Here is an 18,527-nt window from a genome sequence, read left to right on the forward strand (position 1 = left end):
GCATGCAAAATAAATTCGCAATCGGTTTCATTTTCGCGCTGGCCGTGTCAATCTTGTGCTGCGCGCCGGCCTGGGCCCACAAGGTGGGCGTCTACGCCTACGCCGAGGGCGACAAACTCATGGGCGAGGGCTATTTCTCGGGCGGCGACAAGGCCATGCACTGCCCGGTGAAGCTCTACGACAACCAGGGCAAGCTCATCGCCGAGGGCCAGACCGACGCGAACGGCGCTTTCGCCCTGCCCCTGCCCCAGGCCGCCCCGCCGCTGAAACTCCTGCTCGACGCCGGCGAGGGCCACCGGGCCGAATACGAAGTGACCGCCGAGGATCTGGGCCAGAGCGCCGAGCAGGCCGCCACCCCGGCCGCGCAGCAAGCGTCGCCGGCCCCGGCCACGGAGCAAAACGCCTCGACGCCGGCCGCCGGAGCCATGGCCATCGACGCGGCCCAGTTGGAGCGGATCGTCAGCCAGGCGGTCGAACAAAAAGTCGGGCCGCTTCGCGCCCAGTTGACCAAGTTGGCCGCCAACCAGCCGTCGCTGCTCAACCAGATCATCGGCGGGCTGGGCTGGATTCTGGGCCTGGTGGGCATCGCCGCCTTTTTCCTGGGCCGTCGGCAAAAATAGGAGCACGCGCATGATCATCGGCCTGGGCCATGTCGGCTGAGCGGCATTCGCCACGCGCCAAGCCCGAGGCGTCGATCCTCGACGGGGCCAATGGCCAGGGCCGGGGGCCCCTCACCAGGCTGGACCCCAGGGCCAAGCTGCTGGCGGCCTTGGGCTTCAGCCTGGTGACGTCGTTGTGCGCCAGCCCCTGGGCGGCGACGGCGGCGCTGAGCCTGGGCCTGGGCCTGACGCTGGCGGCGCGGCTGGGCCTGGGGCCGGTGCTGCGGCGCACGGCCACGGTCAATGTGTTCGTGCTGTTTTTGTGGGCCTTTTTGCCCTGGCGGCTGGAGATCGCCCCCGACGTGCTGGAGGCCTCGCTCGTCTTCAACCCGCCGGGGCTGTCGCTGGCCTGGCTGATCACGCTCAAGGTCAACGCCATCTTTTTCGCGCTGACCGGGCTATTGGCCACCAGCCGGGTCAACGACCTGTTGCACGCCATGGCTCACCTGCGGCTGCCGGGCAAGCTGGTCACGCTTTTTCTTTTGTTTTTTCGCTATCTTTTCGTGTTGCACCGCGAATATCAGCGCCTGACGCTGGCCATGCGCGTACGCTGCTTCACGCCGGGCAACAATCTGCACACCTACCGATCCTACGCCAACGTGGTGGGCATGCTCCTGGTGCGCAGCTTCGACCGGGCCGAGCGAGTCTTTCAGGCCATGCTCTGCCGGGGCTTCAACGGCACCTTCTGGGTGTTGGACCATTTTGCCTGGCGTCGCCAGGACACCATCTTCTGCGCCGGCGCGGCCATGGCCCTGGCCGGCCTGATCGTGCTTCAGTGGGGAATCTGATCTTGGAATTGCTGCGCCTGGAAGACGTCACCTTCGCCTACCCCGGCCGCCCGCCGGTGCACCAGGGCCTCAACTTCACCCTCAACAAAGGCGACCGCCTGGGCATTTGGGGACCAAACGGCGCGGGCAAATCGACCATGTTCCTGCTGGCCATGGGCCTGGTCGCGCCCAGCCAGGGCCGGATCCACGGCCTGGGCCAACTCTGCCAAAGCGAAAATGATTTCCGCCGTCTGCGCCGCCAGGTGGGCCTGCTGTTCCAAGACCCCGACGACCAGCTCTTTTGCCCCACCGTGGCCGAGGACGTGGCCTTTGGCCCGCGCAACCTGGGCCTGGGCAAGGACGAGGCCCTGCGCGTGGTCGATCGCACGCTGGCCGATCTGGGCCTGGAAGGCTATCAAAAGCGCGTGACCTATCAGCTTTCGGGCGGCGAAAAACGCCTGGTCTCGCTGGCGGCGGTGCTGGCCATGGAGCCCCAGGCCATCCTGCTCGACGAGCCCAGCAACGGCCTGGACGAGGAACACTCCGTGCGCCTGGAGCGCCGCTTGCTGGATAGTCCGCTCTCGTGGGCCATCGTCTCCCACGACCGCGGCTTTCTCCAGCGGCTGTGCCAGCGCATTCTGGTGATGCAAGATGGCGCGTTGGTGGAACAATAACGCCCGCCGCCCTCAAGAAACCCGCTCCCACCGCCGATAAGACAATCAGAATCATTGAACGAGGAGCCGCGCCATGACGACTCTCGCCCCCCTCGGCGGCCCAGGCTGGAGCGCCGGGCCGCTGGAGCAACCGCGCCAGGATCCGCCCAAGGCCGTGCCCGCCCAGGCCGAACAATCCCCGGCCGCCAGCGGCCAGGGCCAGGCCGAGCTGGTGCCCGGGCCGGGCTGCCTGGAGGAAAATCCCCAACAGCCCGGATCGGGCAACGAGGACCAAAGCGACCGGAGCGACCAGCGCGGCGGCTGTTCCTGCGGCCAATGCCCCTCGTGCCTGGCCGGCGCGGCCCAAAACCTCGACCAGCAAGAGCAGCAGGCGCTGAGCAAGCTCCAGGCCCGCGACCGCGAAGTGCGCGCCCACGAGCAGGCCCACAAGGCCGCCGGCGGCCGCCACGCCGGCAGCCCCAGCTATCAATACGAAACCGGCCCCGACGGCCGGCAATACGCCGTGGGCGGCGAGGTGCCCATCGACGTCTCCAAGGTGCCCGGCGACCCCCAGGCCACCATGCAAAAGGCCGCCCAGATCCGCCGCGCCGCCCTGGCCCCGGCCAAACCATCGACCCAAGACCACCAGGTGGCGGCCAAGGCCTCGCAGATGGCCGCCGAGGCGCGCCGCGAACTGGCCCAAGAGCAAAGCCAGGCCGTGCAGCACGCCGGCCAGGGCCTGATGCGGGCCGGTCAGGTGGCCGACGCCTCGGGCCTGCTGCCCGATCCCCGCGCGGCCAGCGCCCCGCCGCCCATCGAAGCGCGCCTGAAAAGCACCCACGTGGTGGCCTGAGGCGGCCGGATGAAATTTGTCGCCACCCGTTGCCGGCCAGGGGGGATGGCGTTATAATCTCTAGCAAGAGCTAGGATTATAACGCCGGGCGTAGGACAAGCCTACCCCCCGGGCTCAGGTAAAGCGCTTGGGCCCGGCCGCCAGCCCCCAAGAGCGCCAGGCAACAAAACGCCGCCACAGTCGCTGGGCGGCGCAAACGCAGCATCCGGGGCTCGAAAAAGCAGATCGCCCGCTTCCGCCTTATCGGGGGAGACGGGCGATTTGTTTTGCGGCGGGCGGCCGGCGCTCAGATCGCCAAGCGGCAAGCCTCGGGGTCAAGGGACTCCAACGCTCCCGAACGGAGGAATTCGCCCAGCAGCTCGATTTTGGCTTGCTGGCCGGGCGCGTCGAGGAAGCGCACGCCGCACGTCTGCCGCTCGCCGCGAAGTGGGGCCTTGGAGCCTGACGCGGACCCCTGCCGCCAGACCATCTCGCAGCGCATCTCGGCCAGAAAAAAGCCGACCGGCTTGACCATGATGTCCACGGACAGCTCGCCCGACGCCTCTTCCCAGCGGCCAAAGCGCTCCAAGCGCAGGCCGCCCAGACTGATGTCTTTGATGCGCGCCACGGCCGAAAGGCCAGATTGAACTATGGCCACGGCCTCGGCCGGCGCCTGGTGGCGCGGCAGCCCCCGGCGCTCGGTTGGCGATGTGCGAGCCGAAAACATCATCCCCCCATTATTGAAGCCGTGGGGATGATATACGTTTTCGCGGCGGCGGTCAACCGTCGGCGCGGGCCGCGGCCGGCTTCAGCCCTCGTCCAGCACCTGGCGCACCAGGGTCAGCAGGTCGTAGGCCCGGAAGGGCTTGGCCACGTAGCCCGAGGCGCCCACGGCGGCGATCTCCTTTAGCTGCGTCTCGCGGGAATAGCCGCTGGCGATGATCACCTTGACCTGGGGATCGGCTTCGCGCAGCTTGCGCAGGCAGGCGTGGCCGCCCATGCCGGGCATGCTCACATCGAGGATGACCAGATCGATGGCCGAGGGATCGGCGTCGAAAATCTCCAGGGCCTCCTCGCCGCTGGCGGCCCTGGTCACGTGATAACCTCGGCGCGCCAGCATCTTGGCGCCGATCTCGCGCAGGGCCGGTTCGTCGTCGACCAGCAGGATCGTCTCCGTGCCGCCGGGGCCGTTGATTTGGGTTGGCAGCTCGCCGGACGCGCCCTCCTGGCCGGCCGGGCTGACCGGCAGGTAGACACGGAAGATCGTGCCCCGTCCCGGTTCGCTGTAGCAACTGATGTGGCCACGGTGGCCCTTGACGATGCCGTAGACCGTGGACATGCCCAGGCCCGTGCCCCTGCCGACTTCCTTGGTCGAAAAAAACGGGTCGTACATGCGCGAAAGCGTCTTGGCGTCCATGCCGTGGCCAGTGTCCGAGACCTTCAACAGCACGTAGGCCCCAGGCTCCAGCCCAACGTGATGCTGGCAGAATTCGTCGTCGAGCATGGCGCTTTCGGTCTCGAAGATCAGGCGGCCGCCCTCGGGCATGGCGTCGCGGGCGTTGTTGGCCAGGTTCAAAAGCAGTTGCTCGATCTGGTTGTTGTTGGCCAGCACCAGGGGCGCATCGCCGGACAGGATCGTCTCGACGCTGATCATCTTGGGCAGGGTGCACTTGAGCAGCTCAACGGTCTGGCCCAGTTGCTTGTTCAGGTCCATGGGGCGCAGTTCGGCCTCGGTCTGGCGACTGAAGGCCAGGATCTGACGCACCAGTTCACGGGCTCGCTCGGCCGAGCGCAGCACCTGCTTCAGGTCGGCCGGATTGACCTGGCCCTCTTGATGGCCCTCCACGGCCAGTTCGGTAAAGCCGATGATCGCGGCCAAAATATTGTTGAAATCGTGGGCGATGCCGCCGGCCAGGGTGCCCAGGGCCTCCATTTTCTGGGCGTGGCGGAGTTGGCTTTCCAGACGGGCCTTCTCCTCGGCGGCCTTTGTTTCCTCGGTCACGTCGCGCAGCAGCCACAGCTCGTTTTCGCCCTCCTTGCTGGAGGAGAACTCCACCGCGCGGCGCTGGCCATCCCGGCGCGTGATGTTGACGACCATCTTGGACGGCCCGTCGCTGCTCCTGAATTTGTCATAGAGCGCGGCAAAGCGTTCGGGCTCCTCGACAAAGATCCGGGCGAAGCAATCCGCGACCGTGGCCAGATCAGCCCTGGCCCAGCCGGTGATGTCCTCGACGGCCTTGTTGGCGTAGAGCCGATCGCCATCGCGCAGCACCGCGCCCAGGGGCAGGCCCTCGACGATCTTGCGCAGGCGCTCTTCGTTGTCCTTGAGGGCCTGCTCGGTCTTTTTGCGCTGGGTGATGTCCAGGGCGGTGTAGACCAGGCCGTCGGCCATGTCGTCGGGGTTCAAAAGGGCGCCGCTTAAAAGCACGTCGATCAGCGCGCCGTCCTTGCGCCGCCAGACCGTCTCGCCCGAACCCAGGCCGGTGGCGGGCAGCAGTTCCCGGCGCAGGCGGCCGACGCGCTCGTATTCCTGGCTGTCGGGGTAGAGCCCGCTGGCGGGCATGCCTTCCAACTCCTCGACGGAAAAGCCGGTCATCTCCGACATCATCTTGTTGGACCAGCCCAAGACCCGTTCGGCGCCGACCATGATGCCGATGGCGATGGGCGCGGCGTTGAGGATGCCGCGGATGGTGGCCTCGCTGCGGCGCAACTCGATCTGGGCCGTCTTGTTGGCGGTGACGTCGCGCACGGCGCAGACAGTCACCGCCTGGCCCTGATAACTGGCCTGGCGGCAGCAGACCTCGGCCCAGAAAAAACCGCCGTCGCCACGCCTGGCCTCGGCCTCCATGGGCTCGGCCGAGCCGCTTTGCATGAAGCGGCGGATTTCCTGGCAGGCGGTGTCGGCGAACAGATCGCAGAAATCACGCTCGAGCAGTTGATCGTGGTCGTAGCCAAACATGGCCAGGGCCGTCTTGTTGGCCTCGACGCAGCGGCCGCGCTCGACAATCAAAACCGACTCGAAGGTGGCGTCGGCCAGGGCCTGATAGCGCCGCTCGCCGTCGCGCAGGGCCTGTTCGATGTTGCGCCGGTCGGTGATGTCGCGCATCAGGTTGAGGGTGGCCGGACGGCCTTCCCAGTCGATGATGACGGTTTTCAACTCGGCCCAGCGCACCCGGTTGTCCTTGGCCACCAGCCGGAAGGGATAGACGTTGGGCGGCGAACCGCCGCGCAGACGCGAATAGTGGCGCTCCAGGACAATGGGCAGGTCGGCCGGGTGGATCAGTTCGTGAAAGCCGTGGCCCAGAAGCTCCTCGGGCTCGTAGCCAAGCATGGCGGCCATGGATTTGTTCAGATAGCACAGGCGGCCCTCCTGGGCCACGTTGATGCCTTCCACCGCGCTGTCGACCAGGGTGTGAAACTTCTCCTCGGAGATCCTCAGGGCCGTCTCGGCCGCCCGCCGCCCGCTGACGTCGACGCCGACCACCCACGAGGCCCAGCCTTCCACCGGAAAGCTCCGCGAGATGTTGGACCAGGCGATGGTCTTCAACGCGCCGTCTTTGGTTTTCAGCGAAAACTCGCGCTCGTGAAAATCGTCCTCGGGAGTGACGAGGATCTCGCGCAGACGCTGGCGGTCGTGACCTTCCGGGCAGAGCCGGGCCGCCATGTCGCGGTTGGCCATGGCTTCGACGGCGTCGTAGCCGGTGACGCGCGCGCATTCGTCGTTCCAGAAAGTCACCAGGCCGTCCAGCCCGAAGCCCAACAGCAGGATGGGCATCTGCCGGGCCATGCGCAAGATCCCGCCCGTGAGGCGCTCGGCCCCGTTGCCTTGGCGCGGCTCACCAGACGCGCCCCCCACCATCCGCTCGATTTTCTCGTCAACCACTTCGGCCATGGCCAGGCTCCGTATGGTGGGCGATTTTCATATCATCAGCTTAAACTTGTCGCCAGGCGCTTGGCAACAACTCCCGATAAACACCTGTGACTTGCCGTTGTTTTATGGCGAAGCGGCGGCGGTTTTTACGCGCCGGCCCGCCAAAGTCGGCCGATATCGTGTAAGATGCCCCTGAGTACCGCGGAGTGTGTTGGTTCATGGGCATGATCTTCTCGATGGCTCCCCGCCGCTTGATCTTGCTGGCCCTTTTCGTGCTGGGGCTGTGCCTGCGCCTGTGGGGCCTGGCCTGGGGCCGGGGCGAGGCCGCCAGCCCGCACCCCGACGAATGGGCTTGGCGCATCCTTGAGAGCCTCTCGCCGAGCCAACCCGCCTACGCCGGCCTGTTCAACCAATTTTTCTATTCGCTGGCCGCCCTGGGCAAGGGCCTGGCGGAGATCGTGGCCGGATCGGCCAAGCTTCTGCTGGGCGAGGCGCGTTTCGTGGCCGAAGGCGTGGTTCCCTCGCTGATGGCCGGCCGCTTTTTGGTGGCCCTTTTCGGCGCGGCTCAAGCGCCGCTGGCCTATTCGCTGGCCCGTGGGGCCTTTGGCAGCGTGGGCGCCGGCCTCCTGGCGGCGGCCATGATCGCCGTCAGCCCCTTGCTGGTGACCCAGAGCCATTTCTTCTCCCTGGCCACGCCGCTGGCCACGATGATCATGCTCTGCCTTCTGGCCGCCCACGACTTGGCCAAGCGGCCGGGGGCGCGTTCCTGCGCCGTGGCCGGCCTGGCCTGCGGCCTGACCGTCACCACCGAGCCCATGGGCGTCTGGGCCTTGGCCTATCCGGCCCTGGCCCTGGCCTTGGGCTTATGGCGACGCGTGGCCGCGCCCAGACGGCTGCTGGCCTATTGGCCGGCGGTGTTCGCCCTGGGCCTGGCGGCCGGGGTGATCGTCGGCAGCCCATGGTTGGTCTGGCCCGACGACGCCCAGGGCCGGGGTCCGTGGGCGCTTTGGGCCATCAGCCAGCCGCCCGAAGGCTGGTGGGCCCACCTTGCCCGGCGCGGCGGCCAGCTGTGGGAGCTTCTCGCGGAGATGGGCGGGCTGGAGATCACCGGGCTCTGGTTGGCGGCGGCCGCGCTGAGCCTGGGCCGCGACAGGCCCCTGGCCCTGCTGATCGTGACGGCCCCCTTGCCTTTTCTGGCCGCCGGCCTGGCCGCTCAAAACATGTCCATCGAAAGCGTGGCCGTTTGCTGGACGCCGTTGGCGACGGCCAGCGCCGGCTGGCCGCTGGCGCTGATCTGCCGGCGGTTGCCTCGCTACAACCTGCAAGTGGCCGCGGCGCTGGCCCTGGGGCTGTTGCTGTGCCTGACGCCCCTGTGGCGCTCGCTGGGCTTGGCCTATATCTTCTGGCAGACCGACACCGTGGCCGCCGCCAAGACGTGGCTGGCCGACAATCTGCCCGCCGACGCCCCTCTGTTGGCCGGGCCGGGTTGCCCGCCGACGATTTTTCAACAGGCCGAGCCGGCGGCCAAGGGCCTGGCCGCCGAGCGCCTGATCGAAAACGGGGCCTATCTGCTCTGGAACCGACAGGCGGCCGACGCCCAAGCTCCGCCGCCCGGCTTGCAGCGGGTGGCCTCCTTCGCGCTCAGCGACCGCTGGTCGCCCATGGCGGCCGCGCCCGGCGCGGCCAATCCGCGCTGGATCAACCCCGTGATGGAGATCTACGGCCCGGCCCGCGCCGCCGCCGTGACCAGACCGTTGGCCCTGTTCCGCCCCTCGGCCGACGTCCAGCGCGACTACGACATGATCTACGTCGGCAACGCCACCTACGGCCAGAACTCGCAGACCATGCTGCTGCGTGGCCACACCTGGCGCGAGCGGGTCTTGCGCGGGCCGGGGCCGCTGGACAGCATCGCCGTGCACCTGCGCAACATGGGCGCCGATCTGGCCCTTGTCGAGGTGCGCCAGGGCCCCGGCCTGGGCCGGGTGTTTGGCGTCTTCCCCGGCCAGGACGAAGAATTGATCGTGGAGGCCAAGGCGTGGCCGCCCATGTCCGGCGGCGTCTATCCGGTCAAGGCGCGGCTGCTGCGCGGCGACGCGGTGCTGGCCCGCATCGACTGGGATCCGTTGATCATCGGCCGCCGCGCCCTGGAGCGCGAAGACCTCGACGACGCCCGGCGTTTTCTGGCCAAGGCCCTGGCCCAGCAGCCGGGCAGCTTCGACGCCGGCGCGCTGTTGGCCGGCGCGCTGACGGAGTTGGGCCTGTTGGACCAGGCCCGCAAGGTCATGGACGCCCTCGACGGCGAAGACGGCGGGCCGGCCAAGGACTTCATCGAGTTGGCCAGCCGAAAGCCCGACGCGGCCTGGCTGGAAAAATTGCGCCGTCTGACCGGCTACGACCCCGCCCTGCTGCTGGAGTCACTGGGCCACGCCTACCAGATCGACGGGCCGCCCTGCCTGCCCAAGGAGCGTGAAGCGCCCTTCAGCGGCCCCGGCTTCAGCGGCGTGTTGCGTCGCACGCCCGGCGGCGGCGAGCTGAAGATCTGGCTGGACCAACCCATGCCCGCCGGCCACGGCGAGGTGTGGCTGGACTTCGCCGAGGATCGCTCCGCGCCCGAGGGTTGGGCGGGCCGGGCCCAGGTCTGGGGCCACGGGCCCGAGGGCTCGCGGTTGCTGGCCCAACATGGCGTCGACGCCCGGACCGTGGCCCGGGGCAAATCCATGCGCCTGAGTTTTGTCTGCCCCAAGATCGGCCAATCGCTGGAAATCAGGCTGGAGGGCCACGGCGGCGAGCCGACCCTGCAACGCCTGCGCGTGGGCGTGGACCTGGCCGGCCATATCGCCGGCGTCTTGCGCTGGTATCACGACGCCAAGGGCCGCCTGGCCCTGGGCGAGGGCCGCTACGCCCAGGCCGTGGAGGCCTTCGAGGCCGCCTTGGCCAGCGACCCCGGCTTCGACCGCGTCCAACTGCCCCTGGCCAGGGCCCTGAGCGACGCCGGCCAGGCCGAACGCGCCGCCCATATCGCCCGCCTGGCCGAAAAAACCTTCACCGCCCAGCCCGACATTCTGGCCCAACTGCGTGAGCTTTACCTGGCGCTGCGCCTGGCCGACGACGCGGCCAGAGTCGAAAAGAGCCTGGCCTATCTGCGGCCATCGCTAAAGTTCGAAAGCCGTTTCGAGGGCGGCCTGACCCTGCTGGGCTACGACCTGCCCAAGGCCGAGGTTAGCCCGGGTGGCCAGCTCGACGTCAATTATTATTGGCGGGCGTGGAGCAGGCCGCCGACCAACTTTTTCATCTTCGTCCACCTGGAGGGCGAAGGCCGCATCATCAACTTCGACCACCTGCTCGACCACGGCCGGGTGGACATGACCAGCCTGACCCCCGGCCAGGTCGTGCGCGAGGACTATCAACTCAGCATCCCCACCGACGCCAAGCCCGGCCAATACAGGCTGGTGGTGGGCCTGTGGGATCCGCGCTTCACCGGCAAGGGCGCCCGCGTCATCGAAGGTCAGGGCAATGGGGCCAAGGAAGTCGTTTTGGCCACGATCACGATCAAATAAGTCACGCTCCGCCCACCGGCCGCCGGGCGATATTGCTTGCATCCGGGGCCTGGCCGGTTCAAACTTTGATCATGTCAAGCCAACCTCTAGACGAGAGAATTCAAGTGCGACCCACCATTAGCTTTGAAGTGCGACCCAAGCTGCCGCCGGCCCTGGAGCCGCTGAAGAAATTGGCCTCCAACCTGTGGTTTGTTTGGAACCCCGAAGCCCAAGAGCTGTGGCAACGCATCGATGTCGACCTGTGGCGCAAATCGCGCTACAACCCGGTGGCCCTGCTCAACCAGGTGCACCAGGAGCGCTTGGCCAGCCTGGCCGAGGACGGCGGCTTCATCGCCCAGATGGAGCGGGCGGCCTCGCAGCTTTCACAATACATGTCCACCGACTACTGCCCCTTCCTGGGCGGCCGCGCGCCGGAAAACTTCACGGTGGCCTATTTTTCGGCCGAATACGGCATGGCCAACTGCCTGCCCATCTATTCCGGCGGCCTGGGCATGCTCAGCGGCGATCACCTCAAAAGCGCCAGCGACCTCAACATCCCCCTGGTCGGCGTGGGCCTGGCTTATCGCCAGGGCTATTTCACCCAATACCTCGACCACGACGGCTGGCAGCAGGAAGAATACGCGGCCAACGACTTCTGGAACATGCCCATGAAGTTGCTGCACGACGACCAGGGCCAGGAGATCCGCATCAGCGTCGACATCGAGGGCCGGCCGCTGATCGCCCGGGCCTGGCGCATCGACGTGGGCCGCGTGCCGCTGTATCTGCTCGATTCGGGCATCGAGGAAAACCCGCCGGATCTGCGCGACATCACCTTCCAGCTCTACGGCGGCGACACCCAGATGCGCATCCGCCAGGAGATCCTGCTGGGCATCGGCGGCGTGCGGCTTTTGGACAAGCTGGGCATAACCTACAGCGTCATCCACATGAACGAGGGCCACAGCGCCTTCGCCGCCCTGGAGCGCATCCGTCTGCTGCGCCAAAAGCACGGCCTCAACTTCGACCAGGCCCGCGAGATCGTCCGGGCCACCGGCTGCTTCACCACCCACACCCCGGTGCCCGCCGGCAACGACTACTTCGACACCGACTTGGTGCGCCGTCATTTCCAGGGCTACGTGGGCGAGTTGGGCATCTCGATGCCGGTGCTTCTGGGCTATGGCCGGGTGCACCCCACCGATCAGAACGAACCCCTGTGCATGACCGTGCTGGCCCTGCGCCTGAGCGCCTTCAACAACGGCGTCAGCGAGTTGCATGGCCAGGTCAGCCGCCAGATGTGGAAAGACGTCTGGCCCCACTTCCCCGAGGAGGACGTGCCCATCGGCCACATCACCAACGGCGTGCACACCTCCACCTGGATCAACCCCGACATCGCCTACCTCTACAACCGCTATCTGGGCCCCGGCTGGATGGAAGACCCCGACTCCGACGCCGTCTGGCAGGGCGTGGACCAGATCCCCGACAGCGAGCTGTGGCAGATGCACGAACGCCGCCGGGCCCAGATGGTCTCGGAAGTGCGCCAGCGCCTGGTCCGGCAGTTCAAACGCCGTGGCGGCTCGGCCCGCGAACTGGCCGTCTGCGCCGAATCTTTGCGCCCCGACCGGCTGACCATCGTCTTTGCCCGGCGTTTCGCCACCTACAAGCGCGCCGTGCTCTTGCTCTACGACATCGACCGCCTGGCCGCCATCGTCAACCACCCCGAGCGGCCCGTGCAGTTCATCTTCGCCGGCAAGGCCCACCCCAAGGACAACGAGGGCAAGGAGTTCATTCGCCGCATCGTCAACCTGACCCACGACGAGCGTTTCCGCGGCAAGATCGTCTTTGTCGAGGACTACGACATGGGCCTGGCCCGCTATCTGGTCCAGGGGGCCGACGTCTGGCTCAACAACCCCCGCCGGCCCTTGGAGGCCTGCGGCACCAGCGGCATGAAGGCCGCCGCCAACGGCGCGCTCAACCTCAGCGTGCTCGACGGCTGGTGGGCCGAGGCCTTCCAGCCTGGCATCGGCTGGCAGATCGGCCAGGGCGAGGAGTACGAAGACGAAGGCGTGCAGAACATGCTCGAGGCCGGGGCGCTCTATCGTCTGCTCGAAAACGACGTGCCCTCGATGTTCTACTATCGCGACGACCAGGGCCTGCCCCGCGAGTGGATCAAGCACATGAAAAACTGCCTGCGCGTGGTCTGCCCGGCCTTCAACAGCCACCGCATGGTCGAGGATTACGTCGAAATGGCCTACCTGCCCGGCGGCCTGCGCTACGCCCAGTTGTCGCGCGATGATTTCGCCGGGGCCAGGGAGTTGGGCGGTTGGGTCTCGATGGTCATGGAAAACTGGAGCCAGGTGCAGGTGCAAGATGTGACCAGCCCCATCCAGGGCCCGTTGACCTGGGGCCAGGAGGTGGAGGTGCGGGCCAAGGTGCGCCTGGGCCAACTCACGCCAAGCGACGTGGTCTGCGACATCTACACCGGCCAGTTGGGGCCTTTCGGCCTGTTCACCGACCGCCGCACCTTCGGCATGCAACCCGAGAGCGAAATCGAACCCGGACTGTGGCTGTTCAAAGGCTCCTTTGCCTGCGACGCCACCGGCCGCATGGGCCTGCGCGTGCGCCTGGCGCCTTATCACGCCGGCCTGGGCTCGAAGTATTCGCTGGGCCTGGCCGCCTGGGGCTAGGCCCTAAACGCCCCGTCCCCCTCTTGGCGCGGGGGGCGGGGCGTCGCGGTTTATTCGGTCAACACCACCTGGCCCGGCTCGAAGGGGCCGGGCGCTTGTTCACCCTCCTCGGGCTGCATCGGCGTGGCCCAGGAAGTGCGCGGACCAAGCTCCACCAGCCGCACCACGCCGGCCGGCCGGCCCAGCAGATAGACCACGTTGCCCGAACCGGTGACGATCTTTTCGCCCTTGGTGTAGACGACGACCTCGTCGCCGACGGTCATGCCGGTGTCGCGGCCGATGGTGACCTCCAGGCGCGGGCCGTCCACCGACAGCACGAAGCCGCTCCAGCGCATGGCCGAGATGTTGGACCATGTCCATTTCATGGCCGGCGCGACAAGGTCGGCCTCGAGTTGGGCCTCCAGGGCCTTGGACGGCGCCTGGCCCATGCGCAGATTGGTGGCGTCGATATCGCTGAGTTCCTGGCTCGATTGCAAGGCCTTGTCGGCCATGACCGAGCCGGTGGAAACGTCGATCAACTGCAGGTCGAGCTCCATGGCCAAAAACGGCGTATTCTCGCGGAAACCATAGATGCCGGTTTTTTGGCTCTGCACGCTCAGGTCGGTCAGCGTGCCGATGACCATGCACGAAACGCCCAACTGGCGGCAAGCCAGGACCACCCGCTCGCGCTGATCGCGCACCGCCGGGTCCACCGCCGCCATGGCCTCCTCGACCTTGGCGAACTCCACCACCACGATGCCGCCGTGGGTCTTCAGATCGGCCTCCACGGCCGCGCCGATCTTGGCGGACGATTTGTCCAGGCTGGCCAAGCCGCTGGTGAAGGGCGCGACAGCCACCCGCTTGCGCAGATTGCCGTCCTTGGCGTCCATGAACTCGTCGACCTTTTCCTTGACCACGCAGCCCGAGGCCATCAGCATGACCACGACCAACAACAGAATCGGCCGCATCAGCGCGCTTTTCATCAGAACAAACTCCATGAAACGTTTTTACGTTTTTCAGCCGTCAATGGCCAGATTATGGCCTCTGCGCCGACAAAAGTAAACAAATCGCGAGTTGGACGGCCTATTGGCGTATCTCAAAGCCCTCCAGATCGTCGGCCGGATCTTGCCAACGCAGATCCAGGTCGTCGACCCTGGCCAGGGCCGGACCCTGGCGGCACCAGCCAATGGCTTGCTCGACCAACGGCCGCGGCCCCTGAAACAAGGCCTCCACCCGGCGCAAAGGCAGATTGCGCACGTAGCCCTTCAGGCCAAGGCCGTCGGCCATGCGCTTGGTATAGTGCCGAAACGCCACGCCCTGCACCCGGCCGCGGATCAACACCAGCGCCCTGACTTCCTCCATGGCTCATCCTCCCGCGTCAAACAGCGGCAGGCCGGTCGGCGGCCAAGGTCAGAAACTCGGCCAGCGTCATGGTCGGCACGCCCAGTTTGCGCGCCTCGCCCAGCTTGCCGCCAGGGTTTTCGCCCAGCACCAGCCAGTCGGTGGAGCGGCTGACCTGGCCGGCCACCTTGGCCCCGGCGGCCTCGGCCAGGGCCTTGGCTTGCGGCCGGCTGAGGCCCTCCAGGCGGCCGGTGAAGACGATGGTCTTGCCGGCCAGCGGCGCCCCAGCCCGCGGGGTCGGCGACTCGGCCCAGGTCGGCCCGACCAGTTCGGCCAGCTTGAGGGCCGTCTGGCGGGTCTGGGGCGTTTGAAAAAATCGCTGGATATCCTCGGCGGTCTTGGGCCCCACGCCGGCGATATCGTCGAGGTAAAGCCCCGCGGGCCGATCCTTGGCCGGCTTGCGCCAGCCGTCGGCGGCGGCGACCAGGGCCTCCAGCGAGCCCAGGCGCTGGGCCAGCAGCTTGGCGGTCTCTTGGCCCACGCCGGGGATGCCCAGGGCGAAGATGAAGCGGTCCAGGGCCGCGCCCTTGGTGGCCGCGATGGCCCGCAAGAGATTGTCCGCCGACAGCTCGCCCCAGCCGCGCAGGCCCGCCAGTTCGTCGCGGCGCGCGGCCAGGGCGTAGAGCGAGGGCAGATCGCTCAGGAAGCCCCGCTCCCACAAGGCCTCGACGTTCTTGCCGCCCAGGCCCTCCACGTCCATGGCCGCCCGCGAGGCAAAGTGACGTAGCGCCGCCTTCTGCTGGGCCGGACAGCCCAGGCTGTTTGGGCAGCGGTGGTTGACCCCGCCTTCGTCGCGGACTATGGTCGCGCCGCAGACCGGGCAATGGGTCGGCGCCACGATGGCCGGCCCGCGCCGCTCGGGCGGGGCCTGACGCGCCACGCCGGCCACCCGGGGGATCACGTCGCCGGCCCGCTCCATACGCGCCAAATCGCCCACCCGCAGGTCCAGGCGGGCCACTTCCTCGAAATTGTGCAGCGTGGCCCGGGCCACGGTCACCCCGCCGATGTCCACCGGCTCCAGCAGGGCCACGGGCGTGAGCTTACCCGTGCGGCCCACCTGCACCACCACGTCCAGCACCGGCGTCACCTCTTGGCGCGGCGGAAACTTCCAGGCCACGGCCCAGCGCGGCGTGCGGCTGCGCTGGCCCAGAACGCCGCGCAAGGCCAGGTCGTCGACCTTGAGCGCCACGCCATCGATGTCAAAGGGCAGCTCCGCGCGGCGAGCCAGATAGTCGGCGTGGGCCTGGCGGACGAACTCGGCCCCTCGGCCCAGGCGCAGATGATCGTCGGTCAGCGGAAAACCCCATTGGCCTAGCAGGCGCAGGGCGTCGCTGTCGCTGGCCAGGCCCAGATCGTCGGCGTTGACCAGCTCGAAGACGAAAAAGCGCAAAGGCCGACCGGCGGTGACGAAAGGGTCTTGCTGGCGCAGACTGCCGGCGGCGGCGTTGCGCGGGTTGGCGAAGCCGTCCTGGCCCTGGGCCACCAGTTGGCGGTTGAGGTCCAAAAATCCGGCGCGGTCCATGTAGACCTCGCCGCGCACGACCACCAGGGCCGGCGCCAGGCCTTCCAGGGCGTGGGGTATGCCGCCCACGACCCTGGCGTTGGTCGTGACGTCATCGCCGACCACGCCGTCGCCACGGGTGCTGGCGGTGCGCAACAGGTTGTTTTCGTAGACTAACTCGATGGATAGCCCGTCGATCTTGGGCTGGGCCAAGATCGCGGCCTCGGGTTGGCCGGCATCGGCCAGGCGGCGCAGCAGATCGCCCACCAGGCCGAAATCGCCCCGCGACTCCAGCGAGAGCATGGGCCGGAAATGGCTGACCGCCGCGAAGCTGGACTGGGGCGGCGCGCCGACGCGCCTGGTGGGCGAATCGGCCAGGCGCAGCATGGGAAACAGCCGCTCCAGCTCCTCCAACTCGGCGAAACGTTGGTCGTAGAGCGCGTCGGCCACCTCTTGCCGGCCCTCGTTATAATATACGCGCGACCACCGCCGCAGTTCCTCGCTGAGTTGGGCCACGCGCCGGGCCGCCGCTGACAGGCTCGGTTTTTCCATGTTCACCTAAAATATAAACAGGCCCACGGCCCGATGGGATATATTTGATGGCCGCGACGCTGGCCGTCACCCGGCCGGCGGGGCTACAATTATTTTATGCGCCCAAGCCGGAGAACGGCCATGATAATCGAGATCGACCCCCAGCGCATCCAGCCGCGCAAGATAGCCCAAGTCACGGCCGCCCTGCGCGAAGGCGGCGTGGTGGCCTACCCCACCGACACGTCATACGGCCTGGGTTGCGACATCTTCAGCCAAAAGGCCCTGCGCCGCCTGCATCAGATCAAGGCCCAGCCCGAGAGCAAGCCCTTTTCGTTCATCTGCCCGGACCTGAAAGACCTTTCGACCTACGCCAACGTGACCAATTACGCCTACAAGACCCTGCGCCGCCTGCTGCCGGGGCCATATACGTTCGTGCTCGAGGGCAGCCGCCACGCGCCCAAGATGGTCCTGACCAAGCGCAAGACCGTGGGCATCCGCGTGCCCGATCACCCCGTCTGCCTGGCCATCGTCCAGGAACTGGGCCACCCCATCGCCAGCACCACGGCCATGGACGGCCAGGGCCGGGCGCTCAACACGCCCTGGGAGATCGAATCGGAGCTGGGCCACGCCCTGGACCTGGTTGTCGACGGCGGGCCCGCGCCGGGTCTGCTCTCCAGCGTGATCGGCCTGATCGGCGACGAGCCCCAGATCATCCGCGAAGGGGCCGGCGACGTGGAGGAATTCCGCGTCTAGGCCCCGACTTCTTTCTTGGCCCGCTCCACCGCCCCCTCGATGAGCTCGCGGATGCGCTCCAGGCCCTCCTGGCTGGTGGCCTCGAAGCGCAGCACCAGCGCCGGCTGGGTGTTGCTGGCCCGCGCCAGGCCCCAGCCGTCGGCGAAGTTGACCCGCACGCCGTCGACATCGACCACGTCGTGGCCGGCCATGCGCCGGGCCACGGCCGCCACCACGGCGAACTTGTGTTCGTCGGGGCAGTCGACGCGGATCTCGGGCGTGTTGACCACCGGCGGCAGGCCGTCGAGCCAGGTCGAAAGCGGCTTGTCGGTCCGGGACATCAGCTCCAGCAGGCGTAGCGCCGCGTAGAGCCCGTCGTCAAAGCCGAACCAGCGGTGTTTGAAAAAGATATGCCCGCTCATCTCGCCGGCCAGGGCCGCGCCGGTCTCGGCCATTTTCTGCTTGATCAGGCTGTGGCCGGCCTTCCACATGATGGGCCGGCCGCCGTGGGCGGCGATGTCGTCGTAGAGGTTTTTGCTGCACTTGACCTCGCCGATGATCGTGGCCCCCGGTTGTTGGCGCAGCACGTCGCGGGCCAGGATGGCCAGCAGCATGTCGCCAAAAATGGGCCGGCCCTTTTCATCGACCACGCCCACCCGGTCGCAGTCGCCGTCAAAGGCGACGCCGGCCTCCAGGCCTTGCGCGACCACCAGCTTTTGCAGGTCGACCAGATTTTTCATCACCGTGGGGTCGGGCTCGTGGTTGGGAAAGGCGCCGTCCACCTGGCAATAGAGCGGCGCGACTTCCACGCCCATGCGCGCCAACAGTTGGGGGGCCACCAGGCCGCCGGTGGCGTTGCCGCAGTCGAGCCCGATGCGCAGGCGTCTTGCGAGGCGGATATTGTTGGCGACGTGGTCCATGTAGTCGGTGATGATGTCGTGCTGGCTGACCTTGCCTCGGCCCGAGGGGAATTGGCCGGCCTGGGCCAGGTCGTGGATGCGCTGGATCTGCGCGCCGTGGATGGTCGATTTGCCCAGCACCACCTTGAAGCCGTTATATTCCGGCGGATTATGGCTGGCGGTGATCATCACGCCGCCGCCGGCGTTCAGGTGAAACACCGAAAAATACAAGATCGGCGTGGTGCAGACGCCGCAGTCGATCACCGTCAGGCCGGTGGACAGCAGGCCCTCCAGCAGCAGGTCGCGGTAGCGGTCGGAGCTGAGGCGCACGTCGCGGCCCAGGGTGAGACGCTCCACGCCGTTGGCCAGAAAGTGCGCGCCCATGGCCCGGCCCAGCAACGATACGTCGCCGTCGGTGATCTCTTTATCGACCACGGCGCGGATGTCATACTCGCGGAAGATGTTGCGCTGCATCGGTTCTCCCA

The 18,527-nt window shown here is 67.4% G+C and carries 13 protein-coding genes; 7 read left to right on the plus strand and 6 right to left on the minus strand.

Annotated features, from left to right (window positions below):
- Positions 1–2: 2 nt before the first annotated feature.
- From DEBA_RS13360 to DEBA_RS17275, 4 genes are all read left to right on the plus strand, one after another.
- Positions 3–620, plus strand: coding sequence for a hypothetical protein (locus tag DEBA_RS13360; RefSeq protein WP_013259476.1), 618 nt, complete (start codon positions 3–5; stop codon positions 618–620).
- Between the two features lie 29 nt (positions 621–649).
- Positions 650–1,447, plus strand: coding sequence for a cobalt ECF transporter T component CbiQ (gene cbiQ, locus DEBA_RS13365; protein WP_013259477.1), 798 nt, complete (start codon positions 650–652; stop codon positions 1,445–1,447).
- A 2-nt stretch (positions 1,448–1,449) separates the two neighbouring features.
- Entirely contained in the window at positions 1,450–2,100 is a 651-nt protein-coding gene (locus DEBA_RS13370; protein ID WP_013259478.1) for an energy-coupling factor ABC transporter ATP-binding protein, read from the plus strand.
- A gap of 73 nt (positions 2,101–2,173) precedes the next feature.
- A complete protein-coding gene (locus DEBA_RS17275; RefSeq protein ID WP_013259479.1) occupies positions 2,174–2,932 on the plus strand; it encodes a putative metalloprotease CJM1_0395 family protein in 759 nt (252 codons plus the stop codon).
- Between the two features lie 286 nt (positions 2,933–3,218).
- On the opposite strand, the gene DEBA_RS13380 is transcribed toward DEBA_RS17275, so the two are convergent.
- Both DEBA_RS13380 and DEBA_RS13385 read right to left on the minus strand, forming a co-directional pair.
- Positions 3,219–3,569 carry a PilZ domain-containing protein gene (locus DEBA_RS13380; protein ID WP_187288564.1) on the minus strand — a complete coding sequence of 117 codons (351 nt, stop codon included), beginning with the start codon at positions 3,567–3,569 and terminating at the stop codon, positions 3,219–3,221.
- Positions 3,570–3,719: 150 nt separating this feature from the next.
- Positions 3,720–6,803 carry a PAS domain S-box protein gene (locus DEBA_RS13385; RefSeq protein ID WP_013259481.1) on the minus strand — a complete coding sequence of 1,028 codons (3,084 nt, stop codon included), beginning with the start codon at positions 6,801–6,803 and terminating at the stop codon, positions 3,720–3,722.
- Positions 6,804–7,000: 197 nt separating this feature from the next.
- Here DEBA_RS13385 and DEBA_RS13390 point away from each other — a divergent pair, with 197 nt between their 5' ends.
- Both DEBA_RS13390 and glgP read left to right on the plus strand, forming a co-directional pair.
- Positions 7,001–10,339 (plus strand): tetratricopeptide repeat protein, encoded by a 3,339-nt coding sequence (locus DEBA_RS13390; RefSeq protein ID WP_013259482.1) that lies wholly within the window; start codon positions 7,001–7,003, stop codon positions 10,337–10,339.
- A 104-nt stretch (positions 10,340–10,443) separates the two neighbouring features.
- Positions 10,444–12,999 carry an alpha-glucan family phosphorylase gene (gene glgP / locus DEBA_RS13395; RefSeq protein WP_013259483.1) on the plus strand — a complete coding sequence of 852 codons (2,556 nt, stop codon included), beginning with the start codon at positions 10,444–10,446 and terminating at the stop codon, positions 12,997–12,999.
- Positions 13,000–13,049: 50 nt separating this feature from the next.
- Here glgP and DEBA_RS13400 read toward each other — a convergent pair whose 3' ends face one another.
- The 3 genes from DEBA_RS13400 to ligA all read right to left on the minus strand — a co-directional run bounded on the left by DEBA_RS13400 (position 13,050) and on the right by ligA (position 16,432).
- Positions 13,050–13,961, minus strand: a complete 912-nt coding sequence (locus DEBA_RS13400) for a CsgG/HfaB family protein (RefSeq protein WP_013259484.1) — start codon at positions 13,959–13,961, stop codon at positions 13,050–13,052.
- A gap of 100 nt (positions 13,962–14,061) precedes the next feature.
- The gene (locus DEBA_RS13405) at positions 14,062–14,340 is read right to left on the minus strand and encodes an acylphosphatase (protein ID WP_013259485.1); all 279 of its coding nucleotides are present in this window, start codon (positions 14,338–14,340) and stop codon (positions 14,062–14,064) included.
- A gap of 16 nt (positions 14,341–14,356) precedes the next feature.
- On the minus strand, positions 14,357–16,432 hold the full coding sequence (gene ligA / locus DEBA_RS13410; RefSeq protein WP_013259486.1) for an NAD-dependent DNA ligase LigA: 2,076 nt from the start codon (positions 16,430–16,432) through the stop codon (positions 14,357–14,359).
- A 120-nt stretch (positions 16,433–16,552) separates the two neighbouring features.
- On the opposite strand from ligA, the gene DEBA_RS13415 reads away from it, so the two are divergent.
- The gene (locus tag DEBA_RS13415) at positions 16,553–17,164 is read left to right on the plus strand and encodes an L-threonylcarbamoyladenylate synthase (RefSeq protein ID WP_013259487.1); all 612 of its coding nucleotides are present in this window, start codon (positions 16,553–16,555) and stop codon (positions 17,162–17,164) included.
- On the opposite strand, the gene DEBA_RS13420 is transcribed toward DEBA_RS13415, so the two are convergent.
- Positions 17,161–18,516 carry a phosphomannomutase/phosphoglucomutase gene (locus DEBA_RS13420; protein ID WP_013259488.1) on the minus strand — a complete coding sequence of 452 codons (1,356 nt, stop codon included), beginning with the start codon at positions 18,514–18,516 and terminating at the stop codon, positions 17,161–17,163. The genes DEBA_RS13415 and DEBA_RS13420 overlap by 4 nt on opposite strands.
- Positions 18,517–18,527 lie beyond the last annotated feature (11 nt).

The sequence above is a fragment of the Desulfarculus baarsii DSM 2075 genome (genome assembly GCF_000143965.1).
GTDB lineage: Bacteria > Desulfobacterota > Desulfarculia > Desulfarculales > Desulfarculaceae > Desulfarculus > Desulfarculus baarsii.

Coding starts and splice junctions, on each gene's coding strand:
- DEBA_RS17275 (WP_013259479.1), top strand. CDS start 2,174: ATGACGACTCTCGCCCCCCTCGGCGGCCCAGGCTGGAGCGCCGGGCCG.
- DEBA_RS13400 (WP_013259484.1), bottom strand. CDS start 13,961: ATGAAAAGCGCGCTGATGCGGCCGATTCTGTTGTTGGTCGTGGTCATG.
- DEBA_RS13415 (WP_013259487.1), top strand. CDS start 16,553: ATGATAATCGAGATCGACCCCCAGCGCATCCAGCCGCGCAAGATAGCC.
- DEBA_RS13405 (WP_013259485.1), bottom strand. CDS start 14,340: ATGGAGGAAGTCAGGGCGCTGGTGTTGATCCGCGGCCGGGTGCAGGGC.
- DEBA_RS13360 (WP_013259476.1), top strand. CDS start 3: ATGCAAAATAAATTCGCAATCGGTTTCATTTTCGCGCTGGCCGTGTCA.
- cbiQ (WP_013259477.1), top strand. CDS start 650: ATGTCGGCTGAGCGGCATTCGCCACGCGCCAAGCCCGAGGCGTCGATC.
- DEBA_RS13420 (WP_013259488.1), bottom strand. CDS start 18,516: ATGCAGCGCAACATCTTCCGCGAGTATGACATCCGCGCCGTGGTCGAT.
- ligA (WP_013259486.1), bottom strand. CDS start 16,432: ATGGAAAAACCGAGCCTGTCAGCGGCGGCCCGGCGCGTGGCCCAACTC.
- DEBA_RS13390 (WP_013259482.1), top strand. CDS start 7,001: ATGGGCATGATCTTCTCGATGGCTCCCCGCCGCTTGATCTTGCTGGCC.
- DEBA_RS13385 (WP_013259481.1), bottom strand. CDS start 6,803: ATGGCCGAAGTGGTTGACGAGAAAATCGAGCGGATGGTGGGGGGCGCG.